The sequence below is a fragment of the Flavobacterium aquidurense genome, from assembly GCF_001404985.1.
Classification (GTDB): Bacteria; Bacteroidota; Bacteroidia; order Flavobacteriales; family Flavobacteriaceae; genus Flavobacterium; species Flavobacterium aquidurense_B.
Map to the genome: position 1 here is coordinate 259,266 of NZ_JRLF01000007.1, position 17,078 is coordinate 276,343.

Annotated in this window: 16 protein-coding genes; 8 read left to right on the forward strand and 8 right to left on the reverse strand. The window is 33.3% G+C overall.

From position 1 onward, the window contains the following. Nucleotides 1-6 precede the first annotated feature (6 nt). Entirely contained in the window at nt 7-1,809 is a 1,803-nt protein-coding gene (locus RC62_RS05495) for a RagB/SusD family nutrient uptake outer membrane protein (protein WP_055093389.1), read from the forward strand. Nucleotides 1,810-1,837: 28 nt separating this feature from the next. Continuing rightward, nucleotides 1,838-3,412, forward strand: coding sequence for a DUF5123 domain-containing protein (locus RC62_RS05500; RefSeq protein ID WP_055093390.1), 1,575 nt, complete (start codon nt 1,838-1,840; stop codon nt 3,410-3,412). 122 nt (nt 3,413-3,534) lie between these two features. Here RC62_RS05500 and RC62_RS05505 read toward each other — a convergent pair whose 3' ends face one another. The 8 genes from RC62_RS05505 to RC62_RS05540 all read right to left on the reverse strand — a co-directional run bounded on the left by RC62_RS05505 (nt 3,535) and on the right by RC62_RS05540 (nt 9,405). Continuing rightward, nucleotides 3,535-4,107: a pentapeptide repeat-containing protein gene (locus tag RC62_RS05505; RefSeq protein WP_055093392.1), complete on the reverse strand. Its 573-nt coding sequence runs from the start codon at nt 4,105-4,107 to the stop codon at nt 3,535-3,537. Nucleotides 4,108-4,149: 42 nt separating this feature from the next. Then, a complete protein-coding gene (locus tag RC62_RS05510) occupies nt 4,150-4,326 on the reverse strand; it encodes a hypothetical protein (RefSeq protein ID WP_245176789.1) in 177 nt (58 codons plus the stop codon). Between the two features lie 93 nt (nt 4,327-4,419). Further along, a complete protein-coding gene (locus RC62_RS05515) occupies nt 4,420-5,340 on the reverse strand; it encodes a helix-turn-helix domain-containing protein (RefSeq protein WP_082421226.1) in 921 nt (306 codons plus the stop codon). 3 nt (nt 5,341-5,343) lie between these two features. Beyond that, nucleotides 5,344-5,907, reverse strand: a complete 564-nt coding sequence (locus RC62_RS05520; RefSeq protein WP_055093426.1) for a DUF6642 family protein — start codon at nt 5,905-5,907, stop codon at nt 5,344-5,346. 243 nt (nt 5,908-6,150) lie between these two features. Next, the gene (locus tag RC62_RS05525; RefSeq protein ID WP_209435094.1) at nt 6,151-6,510 is read right to left on the reverse strand and encodes a hypothetical protein; all 360 of its coding nucleotides are present in this window, start codon (nt 6,508-6,510) and stop codon (nt 6,151-6,153) included. A 277-nt stretch (nt 6,511-6,787) separates the two neighbouring features. After that, nucleotides 6,788-7,114: a DMT family transporter gene (locus tag RC62_RS05530; protein ID WP_055093396.1), complete on the reverse strand. Its 327-nt coding sequence runs from the start codon at nt 7,112-7,114 to the stop codon at nt 6,788-6,790. Between the two features lie 66 nt (nt 7,115-7,180). Continuing rightward, nucleotides 7,181-7,744, reverse strand: a complete 564-nt coding sequence (locus RC62_RS05535) for a Crp/Fnr family transcriptional regulator (protein ID WP_055093398.1) — start codon at nt 7,742-7,744, stop codon at nt 7,181-7,183. A gap of 155 nt (nt 7,745-7,899) precedes the next feature. Then, nucleotides 7,900-9,405, reverse strand: a complete 1,506-nt coding sequence (locus RC62_RS05540) for a PLP-dependent aminotransferase family protein (protein ID WP_245176790.1) — start codon at nt 9,403-9,405, stop codon at nt 7,900-7,902. Nucleotides 9,406-9,448: 43 nt separating this feature from the next. On the opposite strand from RC62_RS05540, the gene RC62_RS05545 reads away from it, so the two are divergent. The 6 genes from RC62_RS05545 to RC62_RS23250 all read left to right on the forward strand — a co-directional run bounded on the left by RC62_RS05545 (nt 9,449) and on the right by RC62_RS23250 (nt 17,044). Then, a complete protein-coding gene (locus tag RC62_RS05545; RefSeq protein ID WP_055093400.1) occupies nt 9,449-11,311 on the forward strand; it encodes a TonB-dependent receptor plug domain-containing protein in 1,863 nt (620 codons plus the stop codon). A 175-nt stretch (nt 11,312-11,486) separates the two neighbouring features. Continuing rightward, entirely contained in the window at nt 11,487-12,335 is an 849-nt protein-coding gene (locus RC62_RS05550) for an AraC family transcriptional regulator (RefSeq protein ID WP_055093401.1), read from the forward strand. Nucleotides 12,336-12,414: 79 nt separating this feature from the next. Beyond that, a complete protein-coding gene (locus tag RC62_RS05555; protein ID WP_055093403.1) occupies nt 12,415-13,140 on the forward strand; it encodes an FAD-binding oxidoreductase in 726 nt (241 codons plus the stop codon). A 252-nt stretch (nt 13,141-13,392) separates the two neighbouring features. Next, nucleotides 13,393-14,652 carry a putative DNA modification/repair radical SAM protein gene (locus tag RC62_RS05560; protein WP_055093405.1) on the forward strand — a complete coding sequence of 420 codons (1,260 nt, stop codon included), beginning with the start codon at nt 13,393-13,395 and terminating at the stop codon, nt 14,650-14,652. Between the two features lie 5 nt (nt 14,653-14,657). Continuing rightward, nucleotides 14,658-15,443 carry a TIGR03915 family putative DNA repair protein gene (locus RC62_RS05565; RefSeq protein WP_055093407.1) on the forward strand — a complete coding sequence of 262 codons (786 nt, stop codon included), beginning with the start codon at nt 14,658-14,660 and terminating at the stop codon, nt 15,441-15,443. 234 nt (nt 15,444-15,677) lie between these two features. Continuing rightward, nucleotides 15,678-17,044, forward strand: a protein-coding gene (locus RC62_RS23250; RefSeq protein ID WP_410501010.1) for an IS3 family transposase whose coding sequence is annotated in 2 segments (ribosomal slippage) — nt 15,678-16,146 and nt 16,146-17,044 — 1,368 coding nt in all. Because the reading frame shifts where the segments join, the coding sequence is not laid out codon by codon here. Nucleotides 17,045-17,078 lie beyond the last annotated feature (34 nt).

Below are 17,078 nucleotides of genomic sequence, written 5' to 3' on the forward strand. Positions count from 1 at the left end.
TACAAAATGAAACATAAAATAATAATAGCAGGATTGATTATTTCTGGTTTATTCAGTTCTTGTCAACAATTTGAAGATGATTATTTAGAAGCACCTGCACAATCAACATTAGATGCATCTTTGATTTTCTCTACAGCCGGACTTGCAAAAGGAGCTATTGACGGAATAAAAGTACCATTTGCAGAGACTAATTCTTATAGAGGGCGTTTCTTACCCTATTACGGATTAAATACAGACGTAGAATGGTATAACGCTTCGCAAACGGCAGGAGATAAGGCAGATTTGTGTGTTTATGATGCAAAGCCAGGTAATACAGAGATGAATACTACTACTAACGCGTATTCGATGATGTTCTCAGGTATTGAACGTGCGAATGTTTGTATTAAGGGTTTACGTCAATATGGAAATCCTTTGCCAGGAACAGAAATGGGGCAATTACTAGGAGAAGCCTTAACACTTAGGGCTATTTATTATGCTGATTTAATTAAAGCATGGGGTGATGTTCCGGCTCGTTTTGAACCTATTACCTCTGAAACTTTGTATTTACCTAAATCAAGCAGGGATATTCTCTACAAACAATTAATTGCAGACTTGGGTGAAGCATCAACATTAGTAGCATGGCCTAACGAAACTGCGTATACAAGCACTGTAGAACACATAAATAAAGCTTTTGTAAAAGCATTTAGAGCACGCTTGGCTTTGACAGCAAGTGGTTTTCAACAATATCCTGACGGAGTAAGAAGAAGTAGTGATCCGGAACTTTCAGTTGGTGCTATGTATGCACTGGCATTAAAAGAATCTCGTGAAGTAATTCAAAGTGGCAGCGCTCATTTAGAATCTACTTTTGAAGGATTATGGAGAAAATACAATGAGGAAAATATTGTTGCCGGAGGAGAATCTCTTTGGGAGCTTCCTTTCGCTGATGGACGTGGTAGAATGTTATTTACTTTTGCTGTAAAACACACCTCAGCTAGTGATCAGTTTCAGGCTAATGGCGCTAACCGTGGCGGTGTAGCAGGTCCTTTACCATTTGTTTTTTATGATTATGACCAAGTAGATGCCCGTAGAGATGTAACTTGTGTGCCTTACAAATATGGTACAGCGGTTAATAATGTTGCTAAACAAGAGTTAAATTCACTAGATACATGGTATTTTGGTAAATATCGTTACGAGTGGATGAAACGTTATGTTACTTCTACCAATGATGACGGAGTTAATAAAATGTACATGCGTTATGCAGAGGTTCTTTTAATTGCTGCTGAAACTGCAAATGAATTAGAAGGTCCTGCAGCAGCTGCACCTTATCTGAAAGAAATAAGAAGAAGAGCTTTTGCTCCTGCTGACCAGCCTGTAAAAGTCGAAAATTATGTAAATGCTTTAACCGGTAAAGCAGATATGTTTAATGCTATTGTAGAGGAAAATAAGTTTGAATTTACAGGAGAAATGGAACGTAAGCAAGCACTTATTCGTTGGAATTTACTTAAAGTAAAATTAGATCAGGCAAAACAAAAAATGACAAATTTAGCAGCACGAACAGGAGAATATGCTAATGTGCCATCTACTTTATATTATAAATTTAAAACGGATAATGTATCTCTCGACATCTACGGATTAAACAGAGGCGAAACTACAAATCCTGGTGTAGCTTATACCGCTGTTGCCTGGACATGGACAGGAACAGCAGCAGATACTAAGATAAATTCATTGTACAAACCAGGCGTTAATCCTGATAACAGACAATTCTGGCCAATATGGCAAGTATTTATTGACGGAAGTAATGGTCAGTTAAAGAACGATTACGGTTATTAAGATCTTAGAAAAAATTAATAAAGTTATTATGATGAAAACAAAATATATCTTAAAAGGATTAATAGCCACATTAGTACTTGCATTTGCAATCTCAAGTTGCGAAAGTTATAATGAGGAGTTGTTAGACGGAATTGGAAATAGCAGAGAATTTTCGCCAATCGCTCTTACGGCAAAAGTAAAAACCCAAACCTTTGTTGAACTTAACTGGACAGTAAATCCGGAAGCGGATCATTATACAGTAGAATTTAGTGCCGATGATCCAGACTTTAAAGTAATCTATAAAACGCTACAAGTTACGGCGTCTCAATTGCCATTAACGGTTCAGCTTGAAGGCGAAACTACATATTCAATAAGGGTAAAGGCAATCACAACGGGATTAGAAGATTCTAAATGGTCAGTAGTAACAGCTACAACTTTATCTGAGCAACTTTTTGTACCGGTGCAGCCAGTAGACATAGAGGCTAAACAAGTTACTTTGAGATGGACTCCTAATAGTAATGTAACACAAATTACACTTGCTCCGGGTGGTGTAACGCATACAATAACACCTGCAGAAAAAACTGCAGGAGTTGCAATAGTAACGGGATTAACAGCAGAAACGGAATATACCGCTACTTTGTTAAACGGAGCTAAGAAAAGAGGCGTGATAACTTTTACTACAGGAATCGATATTGGAACCGGTATTTTGGTTAAACCGGAAGATGATTTAAATGCTAAAATAAACGAAGCTGCTGCTGGTGCAATTTTAGTTTTAATGCCAGGAGATTACACAATTTACAAAGGTGATATCGCTCTAAACAAATCGATTACAATAAGAGGATTACGTCCGGATAATAAACCAAAATTACATGTTAAGTTTACATTAAATGCTGGTACGGGTAATCTTTCCTTAATTGATTTAGATTTAGACGGAACCGGAGTTGGAGATTTCAGCTTTATTACAATCAATACTGCCGCTGCAACTTATGGAGATATATTAATTAGCGGATCTTATGTTCATGATTATTTAAGAGCATTAATTTACGGAAGTATGAATAGTGCAAAAGTAGCTTCATTTACAGTAGATAATAGCATAATTAAAAATGTAAGTACTAACCTGCAAGCCGAAACAATAGATTTCAGAAATACATATGTAGCAAGTATAGTATTGAAAAATAGTACGTTTGACACTTGTTCAGTTGGGCGTGAATTTATTCGTGTTGATAATGCAGGATTGACAGGTACAGGATTAACATCAAATGTATTAGTAGATAGCTGTACTTTGTACAATATTTCTAATACTGTGGCAGCAAAGAGAATTTTATATATTCGATTTGCATCTAATACATCAACTGTAAAAAATACAATAATTGCAGGAACAACAGCAATTTATTCGAACCAAAACGGAACCACAACTCCAACAACTCCACCAACATTTGCAACGAATAATTACTTTAATGCGAGTTTATTATATACAGTTGGAGCAGCTGCAATAACAGTTGATAAATCTACAACGTTTACAACATTAGATCCTCAATTTGTGGGCGCTGCAACAGGCAATTTTACAATTAAAAATCAAACATTAATAGATAACAAAGTGGGAGATCCACGATGGAGACAATAGTTCATTTTTAAGTTTTTAGTTGAAAAAGGGATGCAATTTTTGCATCCCTTTTTTTGCTTTATAATAATTGATTATTTCAGCTTAAAGAGACTGTAAACTGAGACTGAAAACTTTTCTTAAATCTATTCAATATCCAAATCAAATTTTTCTAATAATCCCGCAAGTGCAGCATGAGATACTTTGGTTCTTTTAATCTTATTTTCTGATGGATCAAAAACATAATTTCTAGAAGAGCGAAAATCTGTTTTCTCCAGAATACAATCCTGAAAAGTAGCATTGGCAAGGTCACAATTTTTAAAAACAGAATGAGATAAATCAGTATTTGAGAAATCGACATCCTTTAGCGAACAATCTATGAAGTTTGTTTTCTTTAATTTTTTATAAATAAAAGTCGAATAATCCAGAAGGCAATCCTGAAAAGACATCGAAAATAAAAAACTATTGCTGGCACTGAAATCAAGTCCCATTAATTTGCAACCTACAAATTTGATATTTTTTAATCCTGTATTTTTAAGGACGGAAAGAGAGAGGTTGCAGTTTTTAAACGTGCAATCTAAAAAATCAATATAGCTAAAATCACTTTTAGAGAAGGTACAATTGATAAACTCACAGTTTACAAATTCGTTGTCAGATAATTTTTGATCCGAGTAATCAATAGTGTCAAAGGTTTTGTTTTGGTGTAATACTGTATCCATAAATAGTAAGTTGAGGTTTAAAGAAATGTTTTAAAAGGCCGTTTATTCTAATTCGATACAATCAAAAACTTCATTTTTTAGTGCCGTTTCGTTTATTTCGTTTTCGCTGTCAATTCTTAAAATATTATCACAATCTTCAAGATCAAAATTCCATAAAGCGTTTGGTAATAATTCCTGAAGCAGCGTATTTGCTAACTCTAATTTTGAATCTGTATCCACGGAAGTTTTAAAAACATAAATCATAATTTGCTTTTTTTACACTGCAAATTTCAATAAATGCTTTTTGAGTTAATAGGATTTTGTAAGCAATAATTAGGACTTATCAATCAATTTTCGATATTGAACAGGACTAATTCTTTCATGTTTTTTAAAAAACCGACTAAAATAAGAATGATCTTCATGCCCAACCTGCATAGCAATTTCGCTTACAGAAAGTGAAGTTTGAAAGAGTAAATATTTAGCCTCTAATAAAATGGTTTCGTCAATCCATGTGGCTGCAGTTTTGTTCGTCACCTTTTTTATGGATTTATTAAGATGATTAGGAGATACATTAAGTAACGAAGCATAGTAATTTACCTGATGATGTGACTTGATATTTTGATGAATCAATTCTTTGAACTTGCTTGTCAGGACTTCTGCGGCAGAAACACTTTTAACAGTTTTAGTCGTGTTTTTATTGATTTCATGAAACAAAGCGATTAGGTAAGCCTGTACAATATTTAAGTTGGCAATATCAGTTTCTTTGTATTCCTGTTGCAAACGATTTAAAATTAAAGTAATAGATTCTACAACATTTACAGTCAGACTAATTTTTGGATTTCCGGATATTTTTAAAAAATCAAAATCATTAAGCATTTCGCGGTTGCCATACTTTCCAATTAAGATATCAGGATGAAACTGGCAAATATAACCTGTATGAATACTATTCACATTTTCTATTGAAAAAACCTGACCTGCGGGAACCATGATAATTTCATTAGAAACAGTTTGATATTCTTCATATCCTACTTTCATTACATGACTGCCGGATGCTATAAAAATCAAAGTATGACAACTGTGTTTAGAAGGCGGAACCGGATATTGCAATCGCATCATTTCCTGCATTTTCAAACAAAAAAAATGATCAGAGTTAGACTTAAAAAGCAACTGCATCGGATTATCTTCTCCCAAAAATTTATCCCTGAATCCTTTTGCTTCGTAGGTTTTTACTTTTTCGATTGTTTTACTTTTCATGAATTAATAATACAATCTAAAATCGAGCAATTTGCACAAAGCGTAATGTTTTTGATACAATTCTTCGACCACTTCTGTAATGTCGTCATTATCCTGATAAAGGCTAAAAAAAGCTTTATCGATTGTACTGCAGCTTGCAATTTTATTATATGTAGATCCATATCCTGAAATGGCACGTGCTCCGGTTATATCCAAAAAATATTGCGCTTCTTCATCATTTAGGTCCAGCACTTTGAGATTGGCAAAATGAATAATCTTTCCTTTCATTTTTCCTTCAAAAAGTTCTGCTATTTCTTCAAGGCTGTAGTAGTAATCATGAAGGCAAATAGTATTGGCTTCGCCTGGCATAACCAAATAAATGATCTCATAATCCTTAAAATTATGATCTTCATAAAGCAACACATTCAAACTTTCTTCCAGGCCTTCGATAGTATCACAGGTTTTATAAATACTGGCAATACCTTGATCAATAGCGATTTCTTCTAAGTTTTTAACCACTAGAGTTGTTCTGTCGTCGTCTACGTCTGGAACACCTTCGAGGCAGAAGATGAATTTTTCGTAATCCATACCATTATGTTTTGTGGTTGCTGATAGTCTTTGTTTTTCCTTTCTCACAAAAGTATTTTTTATTGTCGAAAAACTGCTATTCAAAAAGTTTTTTAACGCATTTTTGACAGTGAAAAAGGCTTAAAATAAAAAATCCACCTTTAGTAAAACTAAAAATGGATTTTTAAAATAAAGTATGATCTGTTTAATTCTGATTTGTTGGGAGCATGTAACTTCAATAAACAATTACTCCGTTTGTAGATATTAATCTACGCTGTCTAAAACCCAAAATTTTTGCCACCATTTTGGTGCTGCTTCTTGTAAGGTTTCGGTATAGTTTATTAGTGCCGATTCTCTTTTATGTCCGCATGCGGCACAAAAAGAAGCTTTAGAAGTTCGATAAGGTTTAGAACAATTCTCACACGCAGAACCATATAAGTCGATTCGGTGATGCATGATCGCATTTGGATTCGTTATTTCAAAACCGGTTAATTCTTTATAATAATCAAGAAGCTCTTTAAAACGTATCTTTCGTGTCATATTACATTTGCCTGTTTCAAAACCTCTGCGATAAAGTTTAGATGCTATTTTATATTCCTCTTCATCAAGCATAGGAACTTCCATTTTACAACGCCAACACCAAAGATTTTTCATGGTTTTTGCTTTTCAGGTTTATTAGGTATAATAGTTTTTTATGAAATAAGAATAAATGTCTTGCTAATTTAAAATCATTTTATGAGAATAGTTTACGGTTTTTCACATTTCAATACAAAAATCGTTTTTTTAACATTTATAACACTACGTAGAAATACCTGATTTTGAAAACAATGGATATTTTAATAACCTGAAAAGCCAGATAAGCTCTTAGAAAAAAATCAGTTTATAGATGATAGAATTTAAATTAATGAGATACTGCTTTAAGCCCAATAATAGATCCAATAAGAGTCGTAATAAAAAAGATACGCCAAAAATTAGCAGGATCTTTAAATATTAAAATCCCGATAAGAACCGTTCCTACAGCTCCAATACCCGTCCAGACCGCATAAGCTGTACCTATTGGTAAAGTTTGCGTTGCCTTCATTAAAAGGCCCATACTAACAACAAGTGAAATTAAAAAACCGGTATACCACATATACATTTCGTTTCCGGTTGTTTCTTTGGCCTTGCCTAAACATAAAGTAAAACCAACTTCAAATAAGCCGGCAATAATTAAAATAATCCAATTCATATCTTTTTTTTGCAAAGGTTAGAAAATGAAATGGCAGGGAATTTTACATTTGTTAAAAAATGAAAGTTATTTTATTTCAGCCCGAATCCTACTCAAACTTACTTGCGAAATACCTAAATATGACGCGATATATCCCAGTTGAACACGCTGAATTAAATGCGGATAATGCCTAAGAAGTTCTTTATAGCGTTCAGTTGCAGTACGAAACTGATGTGAGATCAGCCGTTCTTCAGTTTTTACGAGTTCGTTCTCGGCAAATTTTCTTCCCCAATTAGCAATATGAATATCTTCCTTAAATAATTTTTGAAGTTTTTTGGTTTTCAATTCATATAAATTACTGTCTTCCAGAAGTTCTATGTCTTCATATCCCTTTTGATTGGCAACATAACTTTTCATCGATAAAACAGTATCTCCTTCTTTGCCAAACCAAAAAGTAACTTCATTATCGTCTCTGTTAGAATAGGCTCGTGCAATTCCTTTTCTGATAAAATAAATATTAGTTTCGACTTTGTCAGCCCGCAATAAAATATGCCCTTTAGGATAACTTACTTCAGTCACACAATTTTTAAGCATGAGTTTAGAAGTTTCCGGAAGAGGATATATCAGGTCAAGAATTTGCTCTATTTCCATGTTATGTTTTTATTTTAAATGTTTTAAACCAAATCACAGATTAAAAGATTAACGAGATTATAAAAAATCTGTCAGATGTGCTAAACCTGCGTGAAAAATATTCAGCACAAAGATTTAATTTAGAAATGTATGTTTAAAAAAATTGAGAATTGCTTTTATAAAATAGCCTCAAGAGACTGGCGCAAAATTGTTATTGCATTTTCCATTTCTTTTTGGTCCAGATGTCCAAAACCTAAACGTGTTGCGGTAAGATTTTTGGTTTGGTATAAAATAGTTTTTGGCAAAAATAATCCTTTTGCAGCACATTGTTTTTGCAGCTTTATCAAATTGAAGTTATCGAGCCATTCTACCCAAATTGCCAAACCGCGAACAGGAACATTAAATTTAATTCTTCCGTTTAAATTTTCTTTTAGCAGCGTAACAAAATAATCCCTGCGCTCTTTGTAGATTTTCTTGTTTTTTTTCGAAAGCCTGTGCACTTCACCTTCCTTAATCCAATCTGTTAAAACTTGTTCTTTGATTACATCTATTCCGGGTTCGAGAATGTTTTGATGTTTTTCGAGTTCTTTTATAAAGGCTGATGTTGCAGCAATAAAACCATATCCAAAACCTGCCGGCAAAGATCTTCCAAACGATCCAATATAAACCACTCTTTCGTTCGAGTCTAAAGCCGCCAGAGGTAATACCGGATTATTGTCGTAATGAAAATCATAATCATAATCATCTTCTATAATGACAAATCCGTATCGATTTGCCAGTTCCAGAACTTCCATTCGTCTTTTTGCACTTAAAGAAGTGGTGGTTGGATAATGATAATTTGAAGTAAGATACAAGATTCTGATAGAATGTTGTTCGCAAATTTGTTTTAAATGTTCTGTATTTATTCCGTTTTTGTCCACCGGAATTGTCATTATTTGTGCTCCACTATCAGATAATGTCATATTAGAAATATAATATCCCGGAGAAGCCACAACTACTTTATCGCCTGGCGAAATCAGTAATTTTGTAACCAGGTATAAGCTAATTTCATGACTGCTTGTAGTGAGTAAATTTGATGTTGAAATCCTAATTCCTCTCGTTACATTTAGAAAATTAGAAAACTGGGTTTTAAAATTTAAGTGAGATTGGGCCTGAATTTGTTCCCAGGTCTTCGTCGTTTTTTGATTTTTTAGTTTAGAAACATACAATCTCGCCAAAACGTCGCTTTGTACCAATCGCAAATCCGGCAAACCATCATTAAACTGATAAGGTAAATCACTTGTTTCTTTTGGGTTTTCAAGAATTGTAGAATGTTTAAAAGTAAAACCTGTATTTGCTTTTGAGAGAACTATAGTATCATCAGACGAAAATTCGGCTTTGTTTTTTTGTTGTTTTTCAGATAGGATAAAAGTTCCCTTATTGGGTAAAATCTCGATCCAACCTTGTAATTCCAGATCCTGAAATGCTTTGATAAGCGTATTTCTATTAACCTCTAATAATTTGCATAATATGCGGGTACCAGGAAGTTTTGTGCCTTCCGGAAGTAACCCTATCTGTATCGCTTTGATAAACTCAAAAACGATTTGCAGGTATAGAGCCGTTGTATCTTCAGGCTTTAGCTGAATAAAACTTTTAAAAGGAATTTGAACCGGACTATCCATTTTTACAAAACTGGTATACATTAGTAGTACGGCAAGATACTACTTTTGCAAAAAAATTAAAACAATGACAAAACTTTATTTTGCGATACTGACTTTATTAAGTCTTGGTTTACAAGCTCAGGTGCAAAAAGACACGATTAATATTGATGAAGTAATTATTCATGAAAATAGGTTTAGCACACCTATAGCTAAGAAAAACAGAAATGTATATGTAATTGACAAAGCTGCAATTGCAAAATTACCCGGACGTTCTATTCAGGAAATTTTACAATATGCAAATGGTGTAGATCTAAGGCAAAGAGGTCCTTTTGGGAGTCAGGCTGATGTAAGTATAGATGGAGGTAGTTTCGAACAAACGGTTGTACTCTTGAACGGAACCAAAATAATTGACTCACAAACCGCACATAATATGCTTAATCTGCCTATTCCGGTTGAGGTAATCGAGAGAATCGAAATCATTCGCGGACCGGCAGCGCTTACTTACGGAATTAATAGTTTAACAGGAGCGATTAATATTATTACCAAAAAACCGGAACAATCCGGAATTTTGATTAATTCGTACGCAGGTTCTAACTTCGAAAAAGACACCCAAAATACTGGTGATACATTTTACGGTACCGGAATTCAGGCGGGTGGAGTTTTAAGCAGAGAGAAACAACAGCACTCACTTTTTGCTTCGCACGATAAAAGCAACGGATACAGATACAATACGGCTTTCGAAAATAATAAAATATTTTATCAGGGGAATTATCAGTTGAATAATACCAATGAAATTTTAACTTCTTTTGGTTACATCAATAACGGATTTGGAGCGAACGGATTTTATGCCGCTCCGGGAGATAAAAATTCAAGCGAGGTTGTACAAACTACATTTGCATCTTTGCAATCCAAACATAAATTGTCTGAAAAATGGACATTAATGCCAAGATTAAGCTACAGATATAATTATGATGATTACCGTTACTACGGAATTTCGAATCTAAAAGTGGGGAGAAGCCAGCATTACACCAATTCTCTTGCGGCAGAAGTAAATACGACGTATAAAATGGAAAGCGGAGAACTGGGTTTTGGCGCAGAAGTTCGCAGCGAAGATATTACTTCGTCTAACATTGGAGATCATGATCGCGAAAACTTCGGGGTTTATCTGCAATACAGAACCACTTTTATAGAAAAACTGGATGTAAATTTTGGAACTTATCTTAATTATAACTCAGATTATAAATGGCAGGCTTATCCGGCTCTTGATGCCAGTTATGCCATAACAGATGCTTTTAAGATTATAGGAAACATAGGAACGAGCCAGCGTATTCCTTCGTTTACGGATTTGTATCTTAATCAGCGCCCGGGAAATATTGGGAATCCTAATTTAGAAACCGAAAATGCTTTTCAGAGCGAATTAGGTTTTAAATACATCAAAAGAGATTTTACTTTCAATGCCAATTATTTTTTTAGAAAGATCAGCAATTTTATCGATTGGACCCGAAATGCAACTACTGAACCCTGGCAAAGTAACAATTACGGAAACCTGAATACGAACGGTTTTAATTTACGTACCAACTATAGAGTGAATTTCTCAAACGATTCTAAGTTAAATATCAATCTGGCATATTCGTATCTGGATTTTAAATTTCAGGATGTAATGCAGGTTGTTTATGCAAAATATTTGGTTTCGTCTTTAGAACATCAAATTACCAATACAATAGATTTTCAGCATAAAAACTTTACCGCTTTATTTGCAACACGATTTAACCAGAGAGTTTCCGGACCATCTTATTGGATTAATGATTTTAGAGTAAGTCAATCAATCAAAAAAGTAACCGTATATGTCGATGCACAAAACATTTTCAATACTACTTATTATGAAGTAGGAGCAGTGCCGCTGCCTTCAAGATGGTTTAGTTTAGGAGTTAAATTTGTGACTTTTTAAGTTCTTTAAATTTTTAAAAATAAAATAAAATCCCTTTGATCAGTTTATGATTAAAGGGATTTTGTATTTTAAGTAACATTGTTTGTTACCTGTTAATTTAGGATTAATTTTCTAAGTTTGTACAACCTCATCGTTTCTAAAAAGTTACACAAGATTCATAAAACAAAAAAACAATTTGAAAATTCCTATTTACAATCAGAGTTCAGATGCAGTTGGAGGTATTTATATCGCTGAATTATCTGTATTGGGAACAGATTCAGAAACCATAAATAAATTAGGAACACATCGCGATGATTTTTATATATTTTTTGTTTTAACAAAAGGAAAAGTCATCATGAAATGTGATATGACCGATCTAAAAATTAGCGCACAAAGTATTGTACTTATAAAGCCATTTCAGGTTCATGCACCACAATTTGTTTCACCGGACGCAGTTGGATATTATATTAGCGCAGCTCCGTTTTTAGTGCCAAATAATTGCGAAGCTGTTTTTCAAAACCTGAAAATTGCAGATCAGACTAGCAAAATTGATAAATCTCAAAAAAAAGACCTTTTGCAAACCGTTGCGTTATTGCATCGTTCTTTTCAAAATAACACTTCACACAAAACAGCAATTGTCAATGGAATTTTTAATGCTTTGGTTTATAGTTTTGTAAATATATATTCAGAATCAAACCACACAGCATTAGAACTTAAAAATCAATCGATGCTGATATATTCTAATTTCAAACAATTAATTTCTGATGCTACATTTTTAGAGAGTCCGTCGTTTTTTGCTAAAAAGCTAAATATTACCACTTCGCATTTAAATTATTGTGTCAATATTTCAACAGGAAAATCAGTTACTTATTGGCTTCAAAATGCAATGATTATCGAAGCGCAAAGATTACTGTATTACACAGAAAATGATGTAAAAGAAATTGCTTTTATTCTGGGATTTGAAGACCATACTTATTTTTCGAGATTATTTAAAAAAATTACCGGCGAAACCCCATTAAACTTTCGGTTAAAATTCCGCGAATAGTCCAATCATCCCTATTTCTTCTGCAACCTTTTCTTTGTGTTTTAATCTCAATTTTGACTTGAAATTAAAACATACCATTATGAATTCTATGCCCAAAATTATAGGTGATTTTATGGAACTTGCCTTTAGCAGTAAAATTTGCAAAGTAAAAGTTGAAGCGACTCAGATGTTGAGTGAAAATATAAAAATGATCAGGTTCAAAGGTCATTTTCCACATGTAAATTTTAAAATAGGTCAAGCCGTAATTATCAGGGTCGACGATACAAATTATCGCAATTATACTCCAAGTAAATGGAATAGTAAAGAAGGAACTTTTGAAGTTATCTTTCATATTCATAAAAATGGACCCGGAAGTCAATTTGTAGAAAATCTAAAAATAAATGATCAGGTAACTGTTGGAATGCCCAGAGGTTTTGAGGTTTTAAAAAAAGAAGAAAAATATCAGTTTTTTTATGGAGATGAAACCTGTATTAGTGTTTTTAAGAGCTTAAAAGATGAAATAGATTATAATGACAACAATTATTTAGGCATTTTAGAATTAGATCCGGTTTCTATGAAAGTTCCGGATAAATTAGGATTTTCTGTTGACATCGTGCCCAAGTCAATTAATAAAGCCGAGTTCGCAATAGATATCCTGAACAAATTAGACAGTAAAATTTGGGATTTATGGCAACACGGATATTTTTACCTGATGGGAAACGCAAAATCAATTCAGGCATTTAGAAAAGTCCTGAAAGAAAAAGGTGTTCCCAACAAAAAAATATATACACAACCCTATTGGGCAGAAGGAAAAATTGGACTTTAAAATATTCATGTCTATAGCAACATAATTTTATATCCAGAGATAGCTATGTTTGTTTTAATAAGTGAAATGCCTTTTTTAAATAAACCAATCCGAACTATGTGTTAAAAATAATATTCTTATTGTGAATCACTTAAGATTGCTTTGATGAAATTTGATACAATTTAGAACAATCAAATTCAGGATTTTTGTGTCTTAAAAGAGTAGTTTTGGAGCTAAACAAATTTAGTTTTTTAACCACTAAAAAAGCTCAAAATGGTACATGAAAGAGTGATGGAGAAGTTGGCTATATTGGCTGATGCTGCAAAATATGATGTCTCGTGTTCGTCAAGCGGAAGCAAGAGAGAAAATAAAGATAAAGGACTTGGTGATGCAAAAGGATACGGCATTTGTCATGCTTACACAGAAGACGGACGTTGTGTGTCATTACTAAAAATTTTATTAACCAATCATTGCATTTTTGACTGCGCCTATTGCGTAAGCCGGAAAAGTAATGATGTAAAACGCGCTGCTTTCACAGTGCAGGAAGTTGTAGACCTGACTATTGGTTTTTACAGAAGAAATTATATCGAAGGTTTATTTCTAAGTTCTGGTATTTTTGATAATCCGGATTATACGATGGAGCGTTTGGTCAGGATCGCCAAGAAATTGAGATTAGAAGAAAACTTTAATGGTTATATACATCTTAAAGCCATTCCGGGCGCAAGTGATGAATTGCTTCAGCAAGCCGGAATGTACGCTGATCGTTTAAGCGTTAATGTCGAAATGCCAACAGAGCAAAGTCTTAAATTGCTGGCGCCCGATAAAAATCATATTGATGTAATTAAACCAATGGAATATCTAAAAAATGAAATCGTTGGTCATAAGGAAGAAAAAAAGTTAAATTACAAAGTTCCTGTTTTTGCTCCTGCAGGGCAAAGTACGCAAATGGTTATTGGCGCAACAAAAGAAAGCGATCTTGAAATTCTGGGCATGGCCGATTATTTTTATCAAAAGATGAATATGAAACGGGTTTACTATTCCGGATATGTGCCTATTAGTTATGACCGCAGACTTCCGGTTATTGGAACTCCGGTTCCTATAATACGCGAAAACCGCTTATATCAGGCAGATTGGTTAGTTCGTTTTTACGGATTTAATGTAAATGAAATTGTTGGTTTCAACCAGCCTAATCTTGATCTTGATATTGACCCAAAATTGGGTTGGGCGTTGCGTAACCTTAATCAATTTCCGGTTGATATTAATACCGCCGATTTAGAGCTTATAAAACGCATTCCCGGAATAGGATATTTAAGCGCTAAAAAGATTGTTGCAGCCAGACAATTTAAAAAACTCTTTCCTGACGATTTAAAAAAATTAGGAATTGCTTATACGCGCGCCAAATATTTTCTGGCATTTGCAACACCGTTTCAAATGCAGCGGGATTTAACTTCGATTCAAATCAAAGACCAAATTTTAAATCTCCAAAACAGTAAGTATAAAAATGATTTCTCTAATCAGCTTGCTTTATTTTAATTGAGATGATACAGTTAATCTACGACGGAACTTATGAAGGCTGGCTTACAGCTGTATTTGAAATTTATGAATATAAATTTGAAGATGTTGTTTTTGCCAAAAATGAAGCTTCTGCAGCTTTGCTTTTTTCAACACATCATAATGTAAGGACAGATATAGAAAAAGCAAATAGGGTTTTAATGGGATTAAAAAAACGTCTTTCGGCAGGAGGATTCTCAGATTTTTATAAAGCTTTTTTTTCTGATATGGATGATATCGAACAAATCATGTTTCAATTTGCTAAATATGCATTAGCAAGTTCAAAAAACATTGAAGAAGATTTTAGCAACAGCACAGTTTGGGATCTTAGAAAAGCAACAAGAATGACCAGAAGAGAAGCACATCGAATGGAAGCTTTTGTGCGATTTAAACTCACTAAGGACAAATTGTATTATGCCATTGTTGAGCCGGATTGTAATGTTTTGCCCATTATCGAAAACCATTTTAAAAAACGTTATGCAGACCAACGTTGGTTAATTTATGATTCAAAACGTAAATATGGTATTTATTATGATCTTGAAAATGTTTCAACAATAGAATTGCAATTTAATGCTGAATCTAATTCTTCTAAGTTTTTAGCCGAAATATGCGATGAACAAGAAGAGTTTTTTCAGAATCTTTGGCGTTGTTTCTTTAAAAGCGTAAATATTGAATCCAGAAAAAATATGAAACTTCATATGCAGCATATGCCAAAACGATATTGGAAAAATTTGACAGAGAAAATTCCGGATTTAAAAAACAGAAAAAGCTAGTGGCATTTTAGATGTTTCAAATTTACAGATTAGATTTTATTAATTGTAAGAAAAGTTGTATTTTTGTCAGGATTGCAAAATATAACGTTTGTTTATGGCAAACTGAAAAAGATAAACTCGAATATTCAGAAAATATTCTAAATATAAATAGCATTTGATCATCCTACTATAAATTAAAAAGAGACTTGTTTTGAACTGCCCCCAAAAAGTTAGACACTATTTGGGGGCATTTTTATGGAAAGAAAAGTCAAGTACAATTGTGAATTTAAACTTCGTTGTGTAGAAGAAGTTATAAAAAGACATAACTCGGTTAAAGGCACAGCTAGAGCAAACAACATAGCCGAAAGCAACCTTACATGCTGGATTAGCCGCTATAATGAATTTGGAATTGAAGGTCTTTTACCAAGGCAAAAAAATAAAGTTTATACTGCAGACTTTAAATTAAAAGTGATACAAACCATTGAAAATAAGTCTTTATCTTTGGATGAAGCCTGCTTGATTTTCAAAATTCCAGCGCAGTCAACCATAATAAGCTGGCAAAGAAAATATGCAAAAGATGATTTGGCAGGTTTAGAACTTAAATCACGTGGTAGACCAGCAGTTATGAATTTTAAGAGAAAGCAACGAAAAACAGACAAACCTTTAACCAGGGAAGAGGAACTCTTAAAGGAGTTAGAGTACCTGCGCGCTGAGAACGAAATTCTAAAAAAGTTCAACGCCTTAGTTCAAGCCGAGCAAGCCAATCAAAACAAAAAGCTCAAACCATAATAGAATTAAGGCATAAGTATGATTTAGATCTTTTACTAAATTGTATGAACATGGTTAGAAGTACGTATTATTACTATGAAAAGAAAGGTCAGGTAATCGATAAATATCAAGAGATAAAAGATTTAATTAAACAGATTTACAATTATCATAAGGGTAGATTAGGATACAGACGTATTACTCTATTACTCAAAAAAGAGGGGATTTTAATTAATCACAAAACAGTACTTCGATTGATGAAATTTTTAGGATTAAAAAGTTTAATCAGAATCAAGAAGTACAGATCGTATAAAGGAGAGCACGGAAAGATAGCTCCTAACCTGCTACAGCGCAATTTTAAGGCCGATATACCTAACCAGAAATGGGCAACCGATGTGACTGAATTTAATATTTCTGGCAATAAATTGTATCTATCGTCGATAATCGATCTGTTTAATGGAGAGATAATTAGCTATGAATTATCGCAAAGACCAGTGTTTAGTCAAGTTTTAAATATGCTTGAAAAAGCATTTAAAAAAATACCCGATAACACTAATCTGACTCTGCATTCTGACCAAGGATGGCAGTATCAAATGGCACAATATCAGTATTTATTAAAGAAAAAAGGAATTATGCAGAGCATGTCCAGAAAAGGTAATTGTCTTGATAATGCGATAATTGAAAACTTCTTTGGAATATTAAAATCAGAGTTGTTTTATCTTAAAAAATACACTTCCATTAATCAATTGAAACAAGAGATTATTGAGTATATAAATTATTATAATAATGACAGAATTAAACTTAATCTAAAAGGAATGAGCCCGATACAATATCGAGCTCATTATTATAAAACTTAATTATTAATTTGTCTAAACTTTTGGGTGCAGTCTA